Annotated in this window: 15 protein-coding genes; 3 read left to right on the top strand and 12 right to left on the bottom strand. The window is 59.8% G+C overall.

The annotated features are described in order from the left end of the window. The 6 genes from BN1241_RS00710 to metG form a co-directional block, all read right to left on the bottom strand. Entirely contained in the window at positions 1 to 1,803 is a 1,803-nt protein-coding gene (locus tag BN1241_RS00710) for an ABC-F family ATP-binding cassette domain-containing protein (RefSeq protein WP_054951840.1), read from the bottom strand. Next, the gene (locus tag BN1241_RS00705) at positions 1,803 to 2,687 is read right to left on the bottom strand and encodes a 4-(cytidine 5'-diphospho)-2-C-methyl-D-erythritol kinase (protein WP_054951839.1); all 885 of its coding nucleotides are present in this window, start codon (positions 2,685 to 2,687) and stop codon (positions 1,803 to 1,805) included. The genes BN1241_RS00710 and BN1241_RS00705 overlap by 1 nt, the downstream gene beginning before the upstream one ends. A 209-nt stretch (positions 2,688 to 2,896) precedes the next feature. Further along, a complete protein-coding gene (rsmA, locus tag BN1241_RS00700; RefSeq protein WP_054951838.1) occupies positions 2,897 to 3,772 on the bottom strand; it encodes a 16S rRNA (adenine(1518)-N(6)/adenine(1519)-N(6))-dimethyltransferase RsmA in 876 nt (291 codons plus the stop codon). Continuing rightward, positions 3,759 to 4,889: an aggregation-promoting factor C-terminal-like domain-containing protein gene (locus BN1241_RS00695; protein ID WP_054951837.1), complete on the bottom strand. Its 1,131-nt coding sequence runs from the start codon at positions 4,887 to 4,889 to the stop codon at positions 3,759 to 3,761. Before BN1241_RS00695 ends, rsmA begins: the two co-directional genes overlap by 14 nt. Positions 4,890 to 5,050: 161 nt before the next feature. Then, positions 5,051 to 5,980, bottom strand: a complete 930-nt coding sequence (locus BN1241_RS00690; protein WP_054951836.1) for a TatD family hydrolase — start codon at positions 5,978 to 5,980, stop codon at positions 5,051 to 5,053. Continuing rightward, positions 5,977 to 7,767 (bottom strand): methionine--tRNA ligase, encoded by a 1,791-nt coding sequence (gene metG, locus BN1241_RS00685; RefSeq protein WP_054951835.1) that lies wholly within the window; start codon positions 7,765 to 7,767, stop codon positions 5,977 to 5,979. The genes BN1241_RS00690 and metG overlap by 4 nt, the downstream gene beginning before the upstream one ends. A 92-nt stretch (positions 7,768 to 7,859) precedes the next feature. Between metG and BN1241_RS00680 the strand changes: the two genes are divergently transcribed. Further along, complete coding sequence (locus tag BN1241_RS00680) at positions 7,860 to 8,489, top strand: isochorismatase family protein (RefSeq protein ID WP_054951834.1); 630 nt, start codon at positions 7,860 to 7,862, stop codon at positions 8,487 to 8,489. 328 nt (positions 8,490 to 8,817) lie between these two features. Here BN1241_RS00680 and rsmI read toward each other — a convergent pair whose 3' ends face one another. Next, positions 8,818 to 9,657: a 16S rRNA (cytidine(1402)-2'-O)-methyltransferase gene (gene rsmI, locus BN1241_RS00675; protein ID WP_230198212.1), complete on the bottom strand. Its 840-nt coding sequence runs from the start codon at positions 9,655 to 9,657 to the stop codon at positions 8,818 to 8,820. Between the two features lie 67 nt (positions 9,658 to 9,724). Here rsmI and BN1241_RS00670 point away from each other — a divergent pair, with 67 nt between their 5' ends. Together BN1241_RS00670 and BN1241_RS00665 are read left to right on the top strand one after the other, a co-directional pair. Further along, on the top strand, positions 9,725 to 11,704 hold the full coding sequence (locus BN1241_RS00670) for a dolichyl-phosphate-mannose--protein mannosyltransferase (RefSeq protein ID WP_147599157.1): 1,980 nt from the start codon (positions 9,725 to 9,727) through the stop codon (positions 11,702 to 11,704). A gap of 78 nt (positions 11,705 to 11,782) precedes the next feature. Further along, a complete protein-coding gene (locus tag BN1241_RS00665; protein ID WP_054951831.1) occupies positions 11,783 to 12,760 on the top strand; it encodes a Gfo/Idh/MocA family protein in 978 nt (325 codons plus the stop codon). A gap of 165 nt (positions 12,761 to 12,925) precedes the next feature. Here BN1241_RS00665 and BN1241_RS00660 read toward each other — a convergent pair whose 3' ends face one another. The 5 genes from BN1241_RS00660 to BN1241_RS00640 form a co-directional block, all read right to left on the bottom strand. Beyond that, positions 12,926 to 13,744: an SDR family oxidoreductase gene (locus BN1241_RS00660; protein WP_054951830.1), complete on the bottom strand. Its 819-nt coding sequence runs from the start codon at positions 13,742 to 13,744 to the stop codon at positions 12,926 to 12,928. Between the two features lies 1 nt (position 13,745). Then, positions 13,746 to 15,275 (bottom strand): succinic semialdehyde dehydrogenase, encoded by a 1,530-nt coding sequence (locus BN1241_RS00655; protein WP_054951829.1) that lies wholly within the window; start codon positions 15,273 to 15,275, stop codon positions 13,746 to 13,748. A gap of 127 nt (positions 15,276 to 15,402) precedes the next feature. Then, a complete protein-coding gene (locus BN1241_RS00650) occupies positions 15,403 to 15,831 on the bottom strand; it encodes a VOC family protein (protein ID WP_054951828.1) in 429 nt (142 codons plus the stop codon). A gap of 138 nt (positions 15,832 to 15,969) precedes the next feature. Then, positions 15,970 to 16,398: a VOC family protein gene (locus BN1241_RS00645; protein ID WP_054951827.1), complete on the bottom strand. Its 429-nt coding sequence runs from the start codon at positions 16,396 to 16,398 to the stop codon at positions 15,970 to 15,972. Between the two features lie 133 nt (positions 16,399 to 16,531). After that, a complete protein-coding gene (locus tag BN1241_RS00640) occupies positions 16,532 to 18,322 on the bottom strand; it encodes an ABC transporter ATP-binding protein (protein WP_222704352.1) in 1,791 nt (596 codons plus the stop codon). Positions 18,323 to 18,368: the final 46 nt, after the last annotated feature.

Here is an 18,368-nt window from a genome sequence, read left to right as displayed (position 1 = left end):
TCAGTCGGCCTGTTCTGCCGCCCACAGCCATTCTTCCTCCAACTGGTCGATGCGCTGCTGGATGCGGGAGGAGTCCTCGGTCAGCTTCGCAAGCTTCTCAAAGTCGAGTGAAGCCGCCACCATGTCTTCCTGCACTCGTTCCAGGTTGCTTCGTTCCTTGGTCAGCTGGCGTTCCACGCGGGCCATGGTCTTGCGCGCGGTCCGAGCAATCGCAGCATCCGAGACCGGGGCCGCAAGCTTCTCGCCTGTCACCTCGTCAACGACGCTCTGCGCTTCGCGCAGGGTCAGGTACTCATCAACCCCGCCCGGCAGGTCACGAACGTGACCGTCGAGGATGGCGACCTGGCGGTCGGTAACGCGTTCCAGAAGGTAGCGGTCGTGGGAGACAACGATGAGGGTGCCAGGCCAGCCGTCGAGCAGGTCCTCGATCGCCGATAGCGTGTCGGTGTCGAGGTCGTTCGTGGGCTCATCCATGAGCAGGACGTTGGGTCCCGCCATGAGGAGCCTGATGAGTTGGAGTCTGCGCCGCTCACCGCCCGACAGTCGGTTCACTTCTGTCCAGGCGCGTTCCCGGGTAAAGCCGAGGCGTTCAACGAGCTGGCTCGCGGTCATGTCCTTCCCGCCAACTTCTATCGCGGTGGCGATGCTCGAGACAGACTCCACAACTCTCATGTCCCCCACCTGGTCGAGTTCGCTCGTGTGCTGGGAGAGTTCGGCTAGTTCAACGGTCTTGCCTCGCTTGACTCGCCCGGAGGTGGGTTCAAGCCGGCCGGCGAGGAGCCCGAGGAGGGTGGATTTACCGGAACCGTTGGCTCCCACAATCCCGAGCCGCTCCCCCGGCGCGAGCCGTAGCGTAGTGGATTGCAGTATCTCCTTATCCCCGTACGAGAACGACACTTCTTCCAGGTCGATCACGTCCTTGCCGAGGCGGGCAGTGGCCATCTTTGTCAGTTCGATACGGTCGCGCGGGGGCGGTTCGTTCGCAATGATTTCATTGGCCGCGTCGATCCGGAACTTGGGTTTGGAGGTGCGTGCCGGAGCTCCCCTGCGGAGCCACGCCAGTTCCTTACGCAACAGGTTTGCTCGTTTTGCCTCTGCCTGATTGCGGAGCCGCTCCCGCTCGGCTCGAGCAAGAATGTAGGCGGCATAGCCACCCTCGTACTGTTCAACGTGACCGGGAACGGGGTTGCGACCGCCCGAGCCATCGTGTCCGGGAACCACTTCCCACATGCGCTCACAGACAGCATCAAGGAACCAGCGGTCGTGCGTCACGGTCACGAGCGCTCCCTTACCCCGACCAAAACGGTCGTTCAGGTACCGCTGCAGGTAGTCGACGCCATCAACGTCGAGGTGGTTCGTTGGCTCATCTAAGATCACGAGGTCAGCGTCCGCGGTCAGAACTGCCGCGAGCGCCACCCTGCGTCGCTGCCCACCGGACAGTTCGGACAGGTTGCGGTCAAGATCAACGTCGGGGACGAGGCCCTCGTGCAGTTCCCGGATCGCGCGCTCCGAGGCCCACTCGTGTTCTGAGGATGAGCCGTGAATCGCTTCCCTGACGGTCACGTCCTTCAGTGTGTCCTGCTGGGAGAGCGCAGCAACCCGGAGGCTGTTGGAGCGGGTTACCTGGCCCGACTGGGGTTCAAGAGCGCCGGTCATGAGCTTCAGCAAAGTGGATTTACCGCCACCGTTGGGCCCGACAACTCCCACACGTGCCCCATCATCCAATCCCAGGGTGATGTCTCCCAGGATTGGGCGGGAGCCCAGGATCGCTCCTACTCCTTCAAACGACAGCAGGTGTGCCATTAATTGCTCCTTACGATGTGGGTGCCAACGGCCGGGCCGACAGCTCTCAGCACTCTCATCCCATCATTCCTCAAGCCTTCTGCCAACACATCCGCCTCCTGATCGCTGGTGCAGAGGATGGCGATGGTTGGCCCGGATCCAGACAGGACTGTCGCAATTCCGGAGCCGTGAGCTCTCTCGAAGGTGCGTCGAATATCTGGTCTGAGGTGGAATGCGGGTTCTGCAAGATCGTTAACGAGAAGACCTGCCAGCCCATCAATACTGCTTCCCTGCAGGGCCGCCACGATCTCCTCGATGGATGCTGGTTCGTGCGGCTCGGGCCGGAGCTCGTCGTACTTCTTGAACACCGCTGGGGTGGACATGCCCTCATCATTCACGATCAGTACCCACGATTGGAAGAATCCCGGCCTGATGGGAACGAGGTTTTCCCCTCGGGACGTTCCGATGGCGAGCCCTCCCATGAGGCAGAATGGAACGTCTGATCCCAGTTCACTACCGAGCTCAGCTAGCTCAGATGTCGTTAATCCCAGGTCCCAGAGTTCATTGAGGCCAACGAGAACACCGGCTGCGTTCGCACTTCCCCCCGCCATGCCACCCGCCACAGGAATGGTTTTGGTAATGGTGATGCGGGCACCGTGGTTCGTGCCGGTGCGGGTTTGGAGGGCACGTGCTGCTCGGAGGGCCAGGTTGTGTTCGTCGACTTCGAGGTCGCAACCGACCAGCTCCAAACTCAACTCATCGGCTTGCTCCACGTCGATAACGTCATAGAGGTCGAGTGAGCAGAAAACCGTGTTGAGGGGGTGGAATCCGTCCGGACGCGGGCTACCCACGCGGAGCGCCAGATTGATCTTGGCGGGGGCATGCACGGTTACGGAGTTCTTCACTCTCAAAGGATACGCGGTTCTCACACCTGAGTCCCACAAACCTGACGGGAACACGAACCTGCCAGGTACACGGTCCCGGTCATGTCCAGGAACTCGGAACCGGTCATGAGTTAGCCGCACTGCCTGCAAGGTGCAACGCGAATGAAGAGCCCATGAGCGCACATGAAGGAAGTATCTAGCTCGGAGAGCTAGATACGGATGAACTGAAACTAGTGTGCGATCTCGGTCTTGGCTTGGGCGATGGCGACGAAGTCACCGATGGATAGGCGTTCGCCACGCAACGTGGAGTCAATTCCGGCGCGGAGGAGGATCTCTTCCGCCTGCGCGGGAGTTCCCGCCCATGATCCCAGTGCCTGCCGCAAGGTCTTGCGACGCTGCGAGAATGCGGCATCAACGACCTCAAAGACGCTCACTCGATCGGCGTCGGGTACGGGCCGTCGGTCCAGGCGTACGAGTGCCGAGTCAACGTTTGGTACCGGCCAAAACACATTCCGGGAAATGAGGGGGCCGCGGGTTGCACTCGCGTACCAGGCGGCCTTCGCGGAGGGAACCCCGTAGACCTTGCTTCCGGGCTGGGCCGCCAGTCGTTCAGCAACCTCAAGTTGCACCATAACGTCAACGATGCGGAGGCTGGGGAGCTCTTCGAGTGCTGTGAGGATGGCGGGCACTGCGACGTTGTAGGGCAGGTTTGCGACCAGGTGGGTCGGGGTGAAGGTATCGAGCGCGGGCGGGATCGCAAGCTCATTCTGTCCCAGCTTGAGAGCATCAAACTGTGCAACAGCGAAACGCTCCGGCCGGTCGTGACGTGCGGTGACTGTCGCGGGTAGGGCGGGAGCGAGGACGGTATCGATTTCGATAGCGGACACGTAGGCGCCCGCCTCAAGAAGAGCGAGCGTCAGGGATCCGAGTCCGGGGCCGATCTCGACAACGTGATCACCTTCGGATACGCCGGCGTGGGACACGATCTTTCGGACCGTGCCCCCATCGCCAACAAAGTTCTGCCCGAGTGTCTTGGTGGGCCTAATACCGAGCTTGTTGCTCAGCTCCCGGATATCACTCGGGGTGAGGAGACTAGTACCAGCCACGCGAGTTCGAGTGACCGAGTGCCCCGCAGGGAGTGCCGTAGCGTCCCTGGATGTAGTCCAAGCCCCACGCGATCTGGGTTGCGGGGTTGGTCTGCCAGTCAGCACCGTGCGATGCCATCTTCGAACCGGGCAGTGCCTGGGGAATGCCGTAGGCGCCCGAGGAGGGGTTCTGTGCTAGGTGGTTCCAACCGGATTCACGCTGCCACAGGGTTTCGAGGCACTGGAACTCGGAGGTGGACCAGCCCTTGGCTGCAACCATCTGCTGCGCAATGCCCTTCGTACCACCCGCGTTCACGACAACGGGCTGCGCCGGTGCCGGCTCCGGTTCGGGCTCAGCTGTTGCTGCGGCCGGTTCGGGGGTTTCGGTCGGTGTCTCAGCGGCGGGCTCCGGCTCGGGAGCTACCTCTTCGACAACCTCTTCCTTGGTGCCGACGGCGATGACGCGATCCTGAGGATCGGATACCTTCGCGGTGATGGTCGTCTCACGAGAATCTTCAACACCATCAATGAGCTTGACCCGGTAGGTGGTGCGGGTGACGCCCTCGGCGCCCTCCGACAGGACCTTCTCCGTGCCCTTTTCCAGGGTGTCGTCTTCCTGCCGGATAGTTTCGAAGCCCTGGGTCTCTTCCTCGACCACGTCTTCGAAGGTCACACGCTCGATGGTGATACGACCACCGTCGGTGACGTCCGCACCGAGATCTTCGGACACGATGTCGTCGGAGCCGACCTTAATGTCGTTTTCGGTGAGGACCTGACCCCAGGTATCTGCCTCGGTGGTCACGACGAGTGCCTGACCGTCTGCGACGATCGTGACTTCAGCGGAAGTGTCGGGATCGGCGGTGACGATGGAGAGGGGGGTCTCAAGACTGGAGGACACCTGCGCAGCCGATGCGCTGGGCACATTGGACGGCTCGGAGGTGAGGGCAACGGCGGAGAGTGCGGTTGCGGCGGCGAGTGCCGCGACGGCGCCATAGCGGCGCGAGCTCACACGGGAGGGAGCTGAAGAAGTGGTGGCGTCAGTACCGGTGACCCATACTGCCGACTCGGGCAGGGTGTTGTCTTCCGGTGCCTGCGGTACTGCAGGAGCCAGGTTCTGGTGGCGGGAGTGTCGTCCCATGAAAAACCTCAGTCAATCTGGATGTTCTGAATACTCGACTGAGTGTAATCAAAAATTGTCGCGTTGTAATCAAAACGTGACCTAATTTGCGCTGAGTGGACAGAATAAACACCGGAAAGCCTTGAAAATCGGCCCTCCCGGACCGTGACTTTCCCGTGATATTAAGGGAAATAGACCCCGTTCGCGTTGCTGAGCAAACGTTCACAGAACGTGTCGAGCGCCACACCTTTGTTCGTTGCCATGGCCCGCACCGTGAGATTTGCGAGGTAGGGTGCGTTGGGTTTGCCGCGATGGGGATGGGGCGTGAGGTAGGGAGCATCCGTTTCGACAAGGATGAGCTCCTCCCTCATCTCCATCAACGCCTCCCTCAGGTATTCATTCTTCGGGAAGGTCACGGTGCCCGCGAAGGATGCATACCAGCCGTTCTCATTGAGGATCCCGGCGAGTTCCCGGTCACCGGAGAAGCAGTGGAACACGGTGCGCTCCGGGGCTCCCTCTTCCAGAAGAATCCGGACCGTATCCTCGTGCGCATCGCGGTCGTGGATCTGCAGGGGCAGGCTTAACTCTTTCGCGAGTGCGATGTGGGCGCGGAAAGACTCCTGTTGCGCGCCCTTCCCTTCGTCTCCGGTCCGGAAGTAGTCGAGGCCGGTCTCGCCGATCGCAACTACGTGCTCGCTGGTCGCGAGTTCCGCCACGAGGGCCACAGCGGCATCGAGATCGTAGTCCCGATGGTGATCCAAAACGTTGGGTTCCAGCCCATCGGGCGCTATCTCCCTAACACCGGCATGGAGTGCCGCCTCGTTGGGGTGGATCGCGATCGCAGCGGAGAACTCCTTGACGGTGCTGGCGAGTTCGATGACGTCTTTCAGGTCCGGTACTTCGCAGCCAACGGTGATGGCATGCTTGATGCCGGAGTGGGCCATGGCCTCACGCTGTCCCTCGATGAGGAGCGGGTACTTTTTCTTCCCCTGATCATTGACCTTCTGCTCCTGCCCTTCCCGGTCGGTTCCCACGTGCGTGTGGTTGTCAATGACCGAGACGGGAAGGGGATCGGGCAGTGGCGGGAAAACGGACCTGTCTTTTTTACTCACTGTTCTTCCAGGCGAGCCAGCTCTTCGTCGACGACCTCGGGATCGAGCTTGACGAACACGGGGCTGGGCTTGGCAATCGGAGTGCCGACGACCACCGGAGCGTGCGCCCAGGGTCGCGGGTTTGAATAGTCGCCGGTAATGATCGGGTACGGGTCTCCCCCATCCAGATCTTCGGCTTCTTCGATGCGGGGCATGGGCGCGAGATCGCCCGCGCCACCCAGCACCTTGTCGATTGCATTCGACGAGTGGGGCAGGAACACGCTCATCATCACGTTCAGGTCGGCAACAACCTGGATGAGGGTGTGGAGAACGGTCGCGAGTCGCTCCCGCTCCTCGGGTGCCTTGAGCTTGAACGGTTCGGTCTGTGAAACGTAGGTGTTTGCTTCCCCGACGAGGCGCATGAGCTCACCGAGAGCGGAGCGCTGGTGGTGGTTTTCGATGAGGGAACCGACCTTCTCAAAACCGATGCGCACCTGCACAAGCAGATCGTTGTCGATTGCTTCCAGCTGACCAGGCTCGGGGATTTCACCAAAGTTCTTCGCGATCATCGCAGCCGTGCGGTTGACCAGGTTGCCCCAGCCCGCAACGAGCTCCGAGTTATTGCGGCGCACAAATTCTGCCCACGTGAAGTCTGAGTCAGACGTTTCGGGGCCGGCAATGGAAATGAAGTAGCGGAGCGCATCCGGCTGGTAGCGGGACAGGACATCACGAACGAAGATCGTGATCTTCCTGGAGGAGGAGAACTTCTTCCCCTCCATGGTCAAGAATTCGGATGCTACGACCTGGGTGGGCAGGTTGAGTTTCCCGAAGGAGCCGGGTTCGCCGCCCTTGTTTCCTTCACCGTTGTAGCCGAGCAGCTCGGCGGGCCAGATCTGGCTGTGGAAGACGATGTTGTCCTTCCCCATGAAATAGTAGGAGAGGGCTTCCGGATCGTTCCACCAGTCGCGCCAGCGCTCCGGGTCACCGATGCGGCGCGCCCACTCGATCGAGGCAGACAGGTAGCCCACGACGGCATCGAACCACACGTAGAGACGCTTGTTGGGCTTGTCTTCCCAGCCGGGGACGGGAATGCCCCAGTCGATGTCACGAGTCATGGCACGGGGGCGAATATCTTCGAGCAGGTGCTGCGAGAACTTAATGACGTTGGTGCGCCACAGCCCCGACTTCTCACGGTTATCGAGCCAGCGGCTCAGCTCTTCCGCGAGCGCCGGCAGGTCCAGGAAGTAGTGGTCGGTTTCGACAAATTCGGGGGTTTCCCCGTTGATCTTTGAGCGGGGGTTGATGAGCTCGGTCGGATCGAGCTGCTTACCGCAGTTATCGCACTGGTCACCGCGCGCCCCGTCATATCCGCAGTGCGGGCATGTGCCCTCAATGTAACGGTCGGGCAGGGTCCTGCCCGTCGATGGGGACACGGCACCCGAGGTGGTTTCAACAAGCATGTAGCCGTTGTCTCGCACCGTCTCGAACATCGACTGGACCACGGCGTAGTGGTTCTTGCTGGTTGTGCGAGTAAACAGGTCGTAGGACAGGCCGAGTGCCACGAGGTCTTCGACGATCACTCGGTTGTTGCGGTCCGCGAGCGCCTTCGGTTCAATACCTTCCTGGTCGGCGGCGACGAGGATCGGTGTACCGTGCTCGTCGGTTCCGGACACCATGAGTACGTCATGGCCTGCCATGCGCATATAGCGGGAGAACACATCGGATGGCACACCGAATCCGGCGACGTGTCCGATGTGGCGGGGTCCGTTTGCGTAGGGCCAGGCAACAGCTGAAAGTACTCGTGACATACCTACTAGATTAGTACGTATCGTCCATGGTTATGAATCCGGGGCACTTCGTTTCCAACACAGTTAGGATTGCGACCATGAGCGATACATTCATGGATGGAACCGAGCCGACCGACGACGAGACACTTGCGGCACTCCTCGTCAAGCCCCACCGGGCACTCATTCTTGTTGATGTGCAACCCACCTTCTGCGAGGGCGGTGCTCTCGCCGTGGAGGGCGGTAACGAGGTGGCGCGCAAGATTGGCGAGTTCACGAAGATCAACCGCGATAACTACGGCGTCATCGTGTCGACCCAGGACTGGCACATTGAACCCGGCGACCACTTCTCTGAAAACCCGGACTTTGTGGACACGTGGCCGCCGCACGGAGTGGCAGGCACTGAAGAGGCCGAGCTGCACCCCGCGGTTGTTGGGCTGCCGACTGATTCGGTGAAGAAGGGGCAGTACGCCGCCGCTTACTCGGGCTTCGAGGGGAAGACTGAGGATGGCAGGGCGCTTGCCGACATCCTCAAGGAAGCCGAGATCACGTCCGTTGACATTGTGGGTCTTGCCGAATCCCACTGCGTGAAGGACACGGCACTCGATGCGAGGTCAATGTTTGACGAGGTGCGAGTGTTTTCGGACCTGACTGCACCCGTGAGCGAGGATCTGGGGGTTAAGGCCCGCACGATCATGGAGGGTGCTGGCATCATCCAACTCGAATCCAAGAACGCCTGGCTCTAGTACTGCCTCGCGAAAGTATGTAGGCGCCGCGCCACTGCGGGGTAAAGGGTGTGGCAGGCGGTGGGGAATGCTCAACACATTCCCCACCTGCGGCTCACCGTGGGCCACACCACTGGAGCCGCAACCCAGCAAAGCGGGCCCAAGCAGACTATCGCTAACTCCTCAGAGCAGTAATGGGCGTCCGTAACGTAAGACTAACTTAGGTCACCACGAGGTAACGTTGTGCGGTCTCCCATGGTTGAAGCTCGCTAACCCACTCCGTAACAGCAGGTTCTATCCGATACCGGGTGCGAGCAAATAAGCTCGGCCCGTACACATTTCGCCGTTCCTAGTCGTCTTCTCGGCGTGCGAGTGCCGCTTCGTAGAGTTCCTTCTTGCGCACTCCGGTGCGTTCGGAAATGTAGGCGGCTGCGGCTTTGAGCCTCATGCCGGCATTCGCCAATGTCAGCACCTCGGCAACGTAGTCGTCGGCATTCGCTTCGAGTTCGGAGGCACCTGATACGACGATGGTGATTTCTCCGCGCAACCCGTCAGCAGCCCATTCGGCAAGCTCCGCTAGCGGCCCCCGCTTCACTTCTTCATAGGTTTTGGTGAGCTCACGGCAGACTGCCGCTTCTCGGTCGGCCCCGAAGTGGAGGGCCATGGAGGCAAGGGTGTCGCCGATGCGGTGGGGTGAATCGAAGAACACCATGGTGCGTTCCTCATCAACCAGGTCATTGAAGAGTTTGCTGCGGTCACCGTCCTTGCGGGGAGCGAAACCCTCGAACGAGAAACGGTCGGTTGCCAGTCCCGAGATCGCGAGCGCAGTCAGGACCGCAGAGGCACCTGGGATCACGGTGATGGGCACATTGTGGTCGTGGGCTTCCCGGACGAGTCGGTATCCCGGATCCGACACAGTCGGCATCCCCGCATCCGACACCACCAGGACTGTCATGCCAGCTCTCGCAGCCTCCAGGAGTTCCGTGATTCTCTCGGACTCGTTGTGGTCGTGGAAGGCGAGGATCTTTCCGGATGTTGCGATGTCGAGGCGTGATGCCAGGTTAAGGAGCCTGCGAGTATCTTCCGCCGCAATGAGGTCCGCCCGTTCCAGGAGGTTACGGAGCCTGGGGGTTGCATCCCCAGCATCACCAATCGGGGTTGCTGCCAAATAGATTTTGCCGTCACTCACCCTCCCACTATGTCGCATCACTGCCCCTCGCGTCACTCCAATTGAAAACTCCCCGTACACTTCAGTTGTGACAGTGGACGAAGAGAATCCGGTTAAGACCGCCGATAGGGGCCGCACGCTGACCGAACGTCAGGCAGCCGCCTGGGAGCGGGACCTGCTCAGCAGACTTGGAATCACCTGGTCGACCCTACCCACGCAAATACGGCTGTGGGGCTGGCTTGTGACTCTCGCGACCGGCCTCATTGCTTTCCTTACTCGCTTCATTGGCCTCAGCCACCCGCACCAGATGGTGTTTGACGAGACCTATTACGTCAAGGGCGGATACTCTCTCATCACCCACGGTTACGAACGCAACTGGGTGGGCGAGAACGCTGATGAAATCTTTGTCCAGGGCAGCGATGTAGCGTCGGAACTGGCGGCGGATTATGTCGTGCATCCGCCGTTCGGCAAGTGGCTCATTGGTTTCGGGCAAGCGCTCTTCGGGACTGACAACGGCTTGGGTTGGCGATTTGCTACGGCCCTCGCGGGAGTCATCTCCGTCATGCTCCTCACCCGCATCGCCCTCCACCTCTTCCGTTCCGTGCCCCTGGCCTTCGTGGCCGGGTTGTTCATCGCACTCGACGGGGTCGGCATCACCCTCTCCCGCACCGGAATCCTCGACAACCTTCTTGCCACATTTGTCTTGGCAGGGTTTTGGGCGGTGCTGAAGGACCGCGAGTGGACGAGGCGCAGGCTCGCTCACCGGGTCGCTCACGGCCGGGTCGGAGCGGGCGGTGAGCCCCTCTCAAGCCTTGGGCCTGTGTTGCTTTGGCGGCCGTGGCTTCTGCTAGCTGGCGCGTTTATTGGTCTGGGCTGCGGAGTCAAGTGGTCGGCCGGCTACGCTCTCGCCGTTTTCGGGATCCTTGTCTTTGTTTGGGACACGGCTGCTCGGAAGGAGATTGGTGCCCGACGCTGGTTCACGTCGGGCATCATCACGGGTGGCATTCCCGCCTTCTTCTCCTTCATTCCCATCGCACTTGTCGCCTACGTTGGGGCGTGGACCTCATGGTTCCTTGACCCGCGTTCCTTTAAGAAGGGCTGGGCCGAATCACAGCGTGTGATCGGGGAACAGGTGCCGTTTGAGGGGCTCGGGGATACGGTCGCGGAATGGATTGCCTACCACCGTCAGATGTGGGAATTCCATACGGGACTCGACTCCCCCCACACCTACATGTCCCAGCCTTGGGATTGGCTCCTCCAAATCCGTCCCGTCAACTTCTATTGGCCTCCCCAAGAAAAGATTGTCCAAGACTGCGGTGCCGAGCGCTGCGTCCAGGCCATCAACTCCGTTGGCAACCCTGCCGTCTGGTGGTTCGCAACCGCCTCCCTCCTTGTCGTTCTCTGGTTCGCTTTCAAGCACGGCGACTGGCGGGCCTGGGCGATCCTGGCGGGATATGGGGCGATGTACCTGCCCTGGTTCAATTACATTGGTCGCACGATCTACCAGTTCTATTCGGTCGCCTTCCTCCCCTACGTCGTTCTCGCCCTCGTGTTCGCACTCGCCTGGGTTTCCGACCTGCTGAGTCCACCCTCGCTCTCCGCCATCCGAAAAGCCGTTGCCAGGCGTCGCAGGAAAGAACTCGACGAGGACTGGACCCTGGGACTACCCGAACCGAAGAAGCTCGCAACACCCGCTACTTACAACGAAGATTTAGGCGAAGACTCAGAGAAGACCGAAACGGAAACGCTCGACCAGGATCACGCACCTACCAAGGAGCAGGGTCCCGAAACCACAGTCACCGCAGACTCTGAGGATCGAGCAGCCCCGAGTCCGGAAGATAACGCGGAAGTGGCTGAGGATCCGGTCGATCGGGCCGTGCTTTTGTATGGTGGGCCGGACGCTCTGCCCTATCAGCTCGGTCTTCCCACAAAGAAGGCCGCGATTGTCCTCGGTGTCACGAGCGGTGTGGTCATCATCTTTGCCGCTTTCTGGATGCCGCTCTGGACGGGAATGACCATCCCCTATGACTTCTGGCGCCTCCACATTTGGTTGCCCGGCTGGTCCTAGGACCCTCACCGTTCACGGTACTGATACTCCCGTGAAACGGGTAGGTTGAAGACAGTAGTTTCTAGACAGGGAGGCCCCATGAGCCCGGTACGGTTCGGAATTATTGGCACCAACTACATCAGCGACTGGTTTGTTCAGGGCTGTCAGGAAAGCGATGGTGCGGGCGAGGCCGCAGCCGTCTATTCGCGCGCTCAAGAAACCGGTCAAGCCTTTACCGATAAGTACGGTATTGACGCCGTCTTCACCGACCTTGATGCCATGTTCGAGGTGGTGGATGCCGTCTATGTGGCAAGCCCCAATGGCTTCCATTTCGAGCAGGCGATGAAAGCGATTGAAGCGGGCCGGCACGTTCTCATCGAGAAGGTCATGGGCACCTCGAGTGCCGAAGTGGAAGCGATCTTCGAGGCCGGTGAAAAGCAGGGTGTGGTGGTCATGGAGGCGATGCGCCACCTCCACGCACCCGCTCACCAGATGCTGCGGGACTGGCTTCCGAAGCTTGGCACTCTCCGCCAAGTTCAATTCAACAAGTGTCAGTATTCGGGCCGCTATGACCGCTACCGTCAGGGCGAAATCCTCAACGCTTTCAATCCGGCTCTCGGCAACTCGTCAATCGCCGATATCGGTGTCTATGTCATGCAGCCCGCACTCGACCTCTTTGGTAGCCCGCTGGATGCTCACGGTTCGAGCGTTGTTTTGCACAACGGCTTCGAGGGTGCCGGGTCGATGACCTGGCGGTACAGCGACTTTATTGTTGACCTGACCTGGTCGAAGATCACGAAGGGCGTCACTCCCAGCGTCATCCTCGGTGAGGACGGCGCACTCACGGCTGACGATCTGGGTGAGCCCACCCTCATCCAATACCACCCGCGCGGCGGCGAGACCGTCACCCTGCTCGATGCACCCAACACTCCCCCGCAGACCATGCATCACGAGGTGCGTGCCTTCGCGAAGCAGGTGGAAGCCGGAGCAACCGATCCTCGTTTCCGTGACGTGTCCGTTGCGTGCAGGAAGCTCATGGACGACCACCTGGAACGAGTCGCACTCCAGTCCATATAGCTAGTTAGCGCTCTTGCAGTTTGGCTCCGGCAATCATCATTGTCGGAGCCAAACCTTTGAATGGTCGATGAGGCCGAGATACACGTTGCAAAGCGTTAGCGGCTGGACAGCCACCAAGCAGCTGGACGTTCTTAGCGATTGGATGGCAGCGAAGCAGCTGATCAGTTACCGTGTTCGGCCCGTGAACCGGTCCATTGTGGAGTTGACCCCGAAGAAGTCCGTGATCTGGTCTTGCAACGGGACGGGGAGGGCCTTCACGAACTTCATGAGCCCAGCGAAGGGCGGCAAGACGAGATTCTGTTTTCCAGCTTCAATGGCGTCAAGGACCTTGGCCGCAACCTCGTCCTGGTCAAGGATCGGGAGGAGCTTCGGGAACTTGGTGGAGACTCCATCGAACATTCCCGTGTTGATGTAGTAGGGCTGGACGAGAAGCGTGTGGAGGGGCGTTCCCGCGTGGCGCAGTTCGGCACGGAGTGACTCGGTGAAACCCGATGCGGCAAACTTCGAGGCCGAGTAGTCGGTTTGACGGGCAACACCGACGATGCCGGCAGCGGAAGCAATAGTGACGATCGATCCTTTCCCGCGCTCCAGCATTCCTGGCAGGAATTCCCTGACCGTACGGTAGAGGGCAAAGACATTGAGGTCGAAGGTGCGTTCAACATCCTCATCGGTCAGATCGAGGAACTTTTTCCCGGTGACGATACCGGCGTTGTTGATGAGAACATCGACTCGTCCCCGTTCCCCCAACACCCGCGCGGCCTTGTTGGCGACGTCGTCCCGGTCTGTCAGATCCACCTGATCATGGGATGCTGACCCACCAAAGGATTCGATCTCACGAATAGTTTCTGCACCACCGTCGTCGTCAATGTCCCAGATGATGACGTGTTTGGCGCCTCGGTGGGAGGCCCCGATCGCCATCTCCTTCCCGATTCCGGATGCTCCTCCGGTGATGAGGACTGTGGCTCCAGCGAGTGGGATACGCATGCTAGTACTTTCCTTTGATGAAGAGCTTCATGACCTTGGCCCAGGTCTTTTCTGTCACGAAGGCAGGAGCCTGGATCGGGTGCCCGAGTGAGGTCGCAACTGTTTGGGCTTCCGTGTACTTGAGAATGCCTTCACTGCCGTGGCGGCGGCCCAGCCCGGAGTCTTTCATGCCACCCATGGGGGCACTGGTGGATGCCCAGGCGGCAATATATCCGTCGTTCACGTTGACCGTGCCAGACTTGATGGACTGGGCGAGGCGGGCACCGCGTTTGGATGTTGACCAAATCGAGGCATTCAGCCCGTACCTGCTGTCGTTGGCTCGAGCGATTGCTTCTTCCGCGTCACGGACGCGGAAGAGCGACACAACGGGACCGAAGGTCTCCTCTTTCGCCACCATCATCTCCTCGGTCACATCGGTGAGGACGGTTGGGGCGTAGGCTGTTTTCGAGACCTTGGGAAGCGGCTTCCCGCCGCACAGCACGGTCGCTCCCTTCTTCACGGCATCGTCAACGTGGGCACTGACGGCTTCAAGTTGCTGAGGCGAGATCAGCGGACCCATGTCCCACCGCCACGAGGTCGTGGCCCCAACCTTGACTTTCTTCATGGCGGAGACGAAGGCTGAAATGAACCGGTCCCATACGCTGTCTTCGATGTAGATGCGTTCGATGGAGATGCAGAGCTGCCCGGAATTTGAGGTTACGGACTTGACCGCGCTCTTCACGGCACGGGCGATTGGGGCATCGTCGAGGACAATGAGCGGATTCTTACCACCAAGTTCGGCCGAGAAGGGGATGAGGCGCTGGCCCGCCTGCTCGGCAAGCTTTCGTCCCACCGCGGTCGAACCGGTGAACATGAGGAAATCGGATTCGGCTGCCAAGCTACTGCCAATGACCTTGCCCGCCCCAGTCACGACCTGGAACAGGTCAGGATGAAGCCCTGCATCAATCAGCAGTTTGCGTGCCGCAAGGGCGCACATGACCGTTTTCGAATCCGGCTTGATCACGACAGCGTTGCCTGCCAGGAGTGCAGGAATGGCATCGGAGACTGCGAGCGTGAGCGGATAGTTCCAGGGGGAAATAATGCCCACAACTCCGACGGGGTGGTGATGAACAACGGCCCGAGAAAGGATTGGGAGCACCCCCGAAACGTGCTTGCTCTCGAGCAGTCCCGGAGCCACCTTCGCGTAGTGCATGGCTGTCATCGCCACATCCGATAGTTCCTCGAAAGCGTGCGAACGCGCCTTGCCGTTCTCGGCCTGAATCAGGTCAAGCAAACGCTCATCGTGCTTCCACACGAGTGAAGCAAACTTTTTCATGATCGCTGCCCGCTCGCGAACAGGAACCTGTTCCCAGCGTTGTTGCGCGGCTTTACCCGCTCGAACAGCGACCTTCACATCCGAGGTCTCCGACTGCGGGAATGAGATCGACTCCCCCGACAACGGCGAGGTGATGGTCATGGTCTCGCGCGTATTTTTCGCCTGGATCCACGTCCCTGGACCACCAAGGAGCGTCTTCACGGTGTTGATGAGCATCACGTTCTCCCCAGATTGTTGCCTTCGATCCTGGCACCACTGTACTCGCGAGAACGGACCACCTCTCACCTAGGAATTCTCAATCCTCCCCGACCGGACGGCTCCAGTAGCCGACGCCAACAGCCGGCTAGATGAGACAGAAAACGTTCCCCTCGGGATCTTCCATGATGAGGAAACCGGGGCGGGTGTCGGTTGCTTCGGTTCGTTTGATGCGGGTGGCACCGTAGTCACTGAGCTCATCCGACTTTGCTTCAAGCACTGCCATTCGCTTCTCCCCCTCAAGTCCCGGTGCCACCTCGACATCAAAGTTCATGCGATTCTTAGCCGCCTTCGCCTCGGAAACTTTCTGGAAGCGGATTCGGACTCCCTGACCATCCTTGGGAACGATTGCGGCGGAGTTGAGCCACGGGTCTTCTAACGCTCCGGTTTCCTCCCAGTACGCTTCCCACGTCTCGTACCTGGTGGACGGATCCTCAAGTTTGTAGTGGAGTGCTACGGCCCAGAAGACCGCGAGAGCCCGGGGATTGTGAGCATCAAACGTGACCTGTACGCGCATACCCCCAATCTACTCGCAGGCCTCGCCGGTCCGCATGGCTTTGTCGCTCAAGTGCCCATTGTTCTCGCACTGATCCCGTGACAGTTAGTGGCTGGCCCAATGGGCCAGCCACTAACTAGATCCATCTATTTAATCGTTTTAGTCGAGGCAGAACTCGTTTCCTTCGGGGTCCACCATGACGATGAATCCGACGTTGAGGTGGTCAGCGTCCACTCGCCTAACTCGGCTTGCCCCGATGCTCTCGAGGAACTTGGCTTTCTTTTCGAGCTCGATCATGCGCGCAATATCTTTGAGGCCCGGGGCCACTCGCAGGTCAAGGTGGACGCGGTTCTTGACACGCTTTTCTTCGGGTACTTTCTGGAAGTAGATTCGCGGGCCATCCCCATTTTGGGGAACGATGGCATCGGCGTTGTTCCAGTCTTTTTCCGGGACCCCGGCTTCTTTGAGGAAGTCATCCCAGCTATCAAAGCCTTCCGAAGGAGTATCCCTGCGGCAGTTCAAGGCCGCCACCCAGAAGTCAGCCAGTGCGCTCGGGTCGTTCGCATCGAACGTGACTTGAAATTCCATGCGCTCACAGTAGTCCTCCAGGCCGCTCGTGGAAAGCCAATTTCTGTTCCGTCGCCAACACTTTTCAAGCGCTTCCAACAAGTTCCCAGACTTGCGGGAAGGAACGGTAGGAAACCGCGGAATGGTGGGCTTTCTACGCCGCCATCATCACCCGTTCCAGGAGTGCGTAGTGCCCGCCCTGTTCGACCAGCTCATCACGCGTGCCACGTTCAATAATCTCTCCATCATCCAGCACCACAATCTGGTCAGCATCCCTGATCGTAGAGAGGCGGTGGGCAATGGTGATCGTTGTGCGTCCGCGAGACAGGGCGGTGAGCCCGTCTTGGACGAGGCGCTCAGTTTCATTGTCGAGCGCAGAGGTTGCTTCATCGAGGATGAGGATCTCAGGGTCGCGCAGGACTGTTCGCGCAATCGCAAGTCGCTGCTGCTCGCCACCGGAGAACCGGAATCCGCGCGCACCAACAATCGTGTCAAGACCATTCGGCAGCATTCGAACAATGTCTTCCATCCTCGCAATCTCGAGGGCTTGCCACATGTCCTCCTCGGACGCTGAGGAATTGCCGAGGAGGAGGTTTGCTCGGATGGTGTCGTGCACGAGGTAGGTCTCCTGAGAAACCACGCCGATTCGACTCGTTCGCTCCCCTGCCGTCATGTCCCTCAGATCAACCCCACCAATCGTGACCTGTCCTAGATCAGGATCGGCGAGCCTCGTGAGGATGGATGCGAGAGTGGATTTCCCGGAGCCGGTATGCCCGACGATCGCGAGGGAACCTCCTGCCGGGACGGTGAATGACACGTCCCTGAGGGCGGGGGCGTCGCTTCCCGGATACGAGTAGGTCACGCCCCGAACGTCGACGGTTGCGTCCGTGGGGAGTTCGCCGCCCACGGCCGGCTCCTCAAGCTCAGTCTCCAGGTCGAGGTATTCGAATACTCGAGAGAAGAGCGCCATCGCAGAAATCCACTGCGCACCAATATCGAGCAGTCCCATGAGTGGCCGGAAGATCTGGGTTTGGAGGGCCGTGAACGCCACGAGTGTGCCGATGGAGATGCTGGTGCCGGGGAGCCCCGCCACGAGGTACACGAGGGCCGGGATGATCGCGAAAATGATCTGCATGGTTGCCATGCGCCACCTGCCCGCGAGCTGCGAGTTCAGTTCCAATTCAATGAGCTTTTCAGAGACCTTGGTGAACGCTTTTTCACGGTCCTGTTCCAGTCCGAGGTTCTTTGTGAGCCTCATGCCCGACACGGACAGGTTTTCGGTCACCATCGACTGCATGCTTGCCATCGTCTCCTGCTGCTGTGCGGTGATCGCCTTTCTCGTCAGCGCAACCCGCCTGGTCAACCAGATCGAGGGCGGTAGAACCAGGACGGAGAGAAGCGACAGGGTGGGGCTAAGCGCGATCATCGCAATCATCGTCGCGATCGTCGTGGTCGTATTGGATGCGATGGAGGTGGCGGTAGAGGTGACGATGGATTTCATGCCCGCAATGTCATTCGTGAGCCGGGACTGAATCTCACCACCCTTCGTTTTGGTAAAGAATCCAAGGGATTGGCGTTGCAGATTGCTGTAAACGTCGACTCTCAGCCGGTGCATGATCCGCTGCCCCACCCTGGCACTCATGTAGGTTTGCACGACGGCAATCGCCTGGGTGACGACCACGATGAAAATCATGGCGGCAATGAGCCACAGCAACAGGTCAACATTGGATTGCGGGATGGCCTGATCAACAATCGCTCGCACGAGGAACGGTTGCACCACGGTCAGCCCCGAGACCGAGACAATGAGAGCGATAACAATGACCAGGTGTAGGCGGTAGGGTCGGAAAAGTCGGATGACCCTGGAATAGGAAACTGGGGAATTTTCAAGACGCTGACGGTCTTCGGGTCGCACTCGTTGCGGCCCTCGAAGCTCATTCATACTCATCGAGCCTCCCTTTATTGAAGTTACCTCACAATGTAGTTAACTCAAA

Source organism: Flaviflexus massiliensis, assembly GCF_001375495.1.
GTDB classification, from domain to species: Bacteria; Actinomycetota; Actinomycetes; order Actinomycetales; family Actinomycetaceae; genus Flaviflexus; species Flaviflexus massiliensis.
This window is presented reverse-complemented; position numbering and strand designations above follow the sequence as displayed.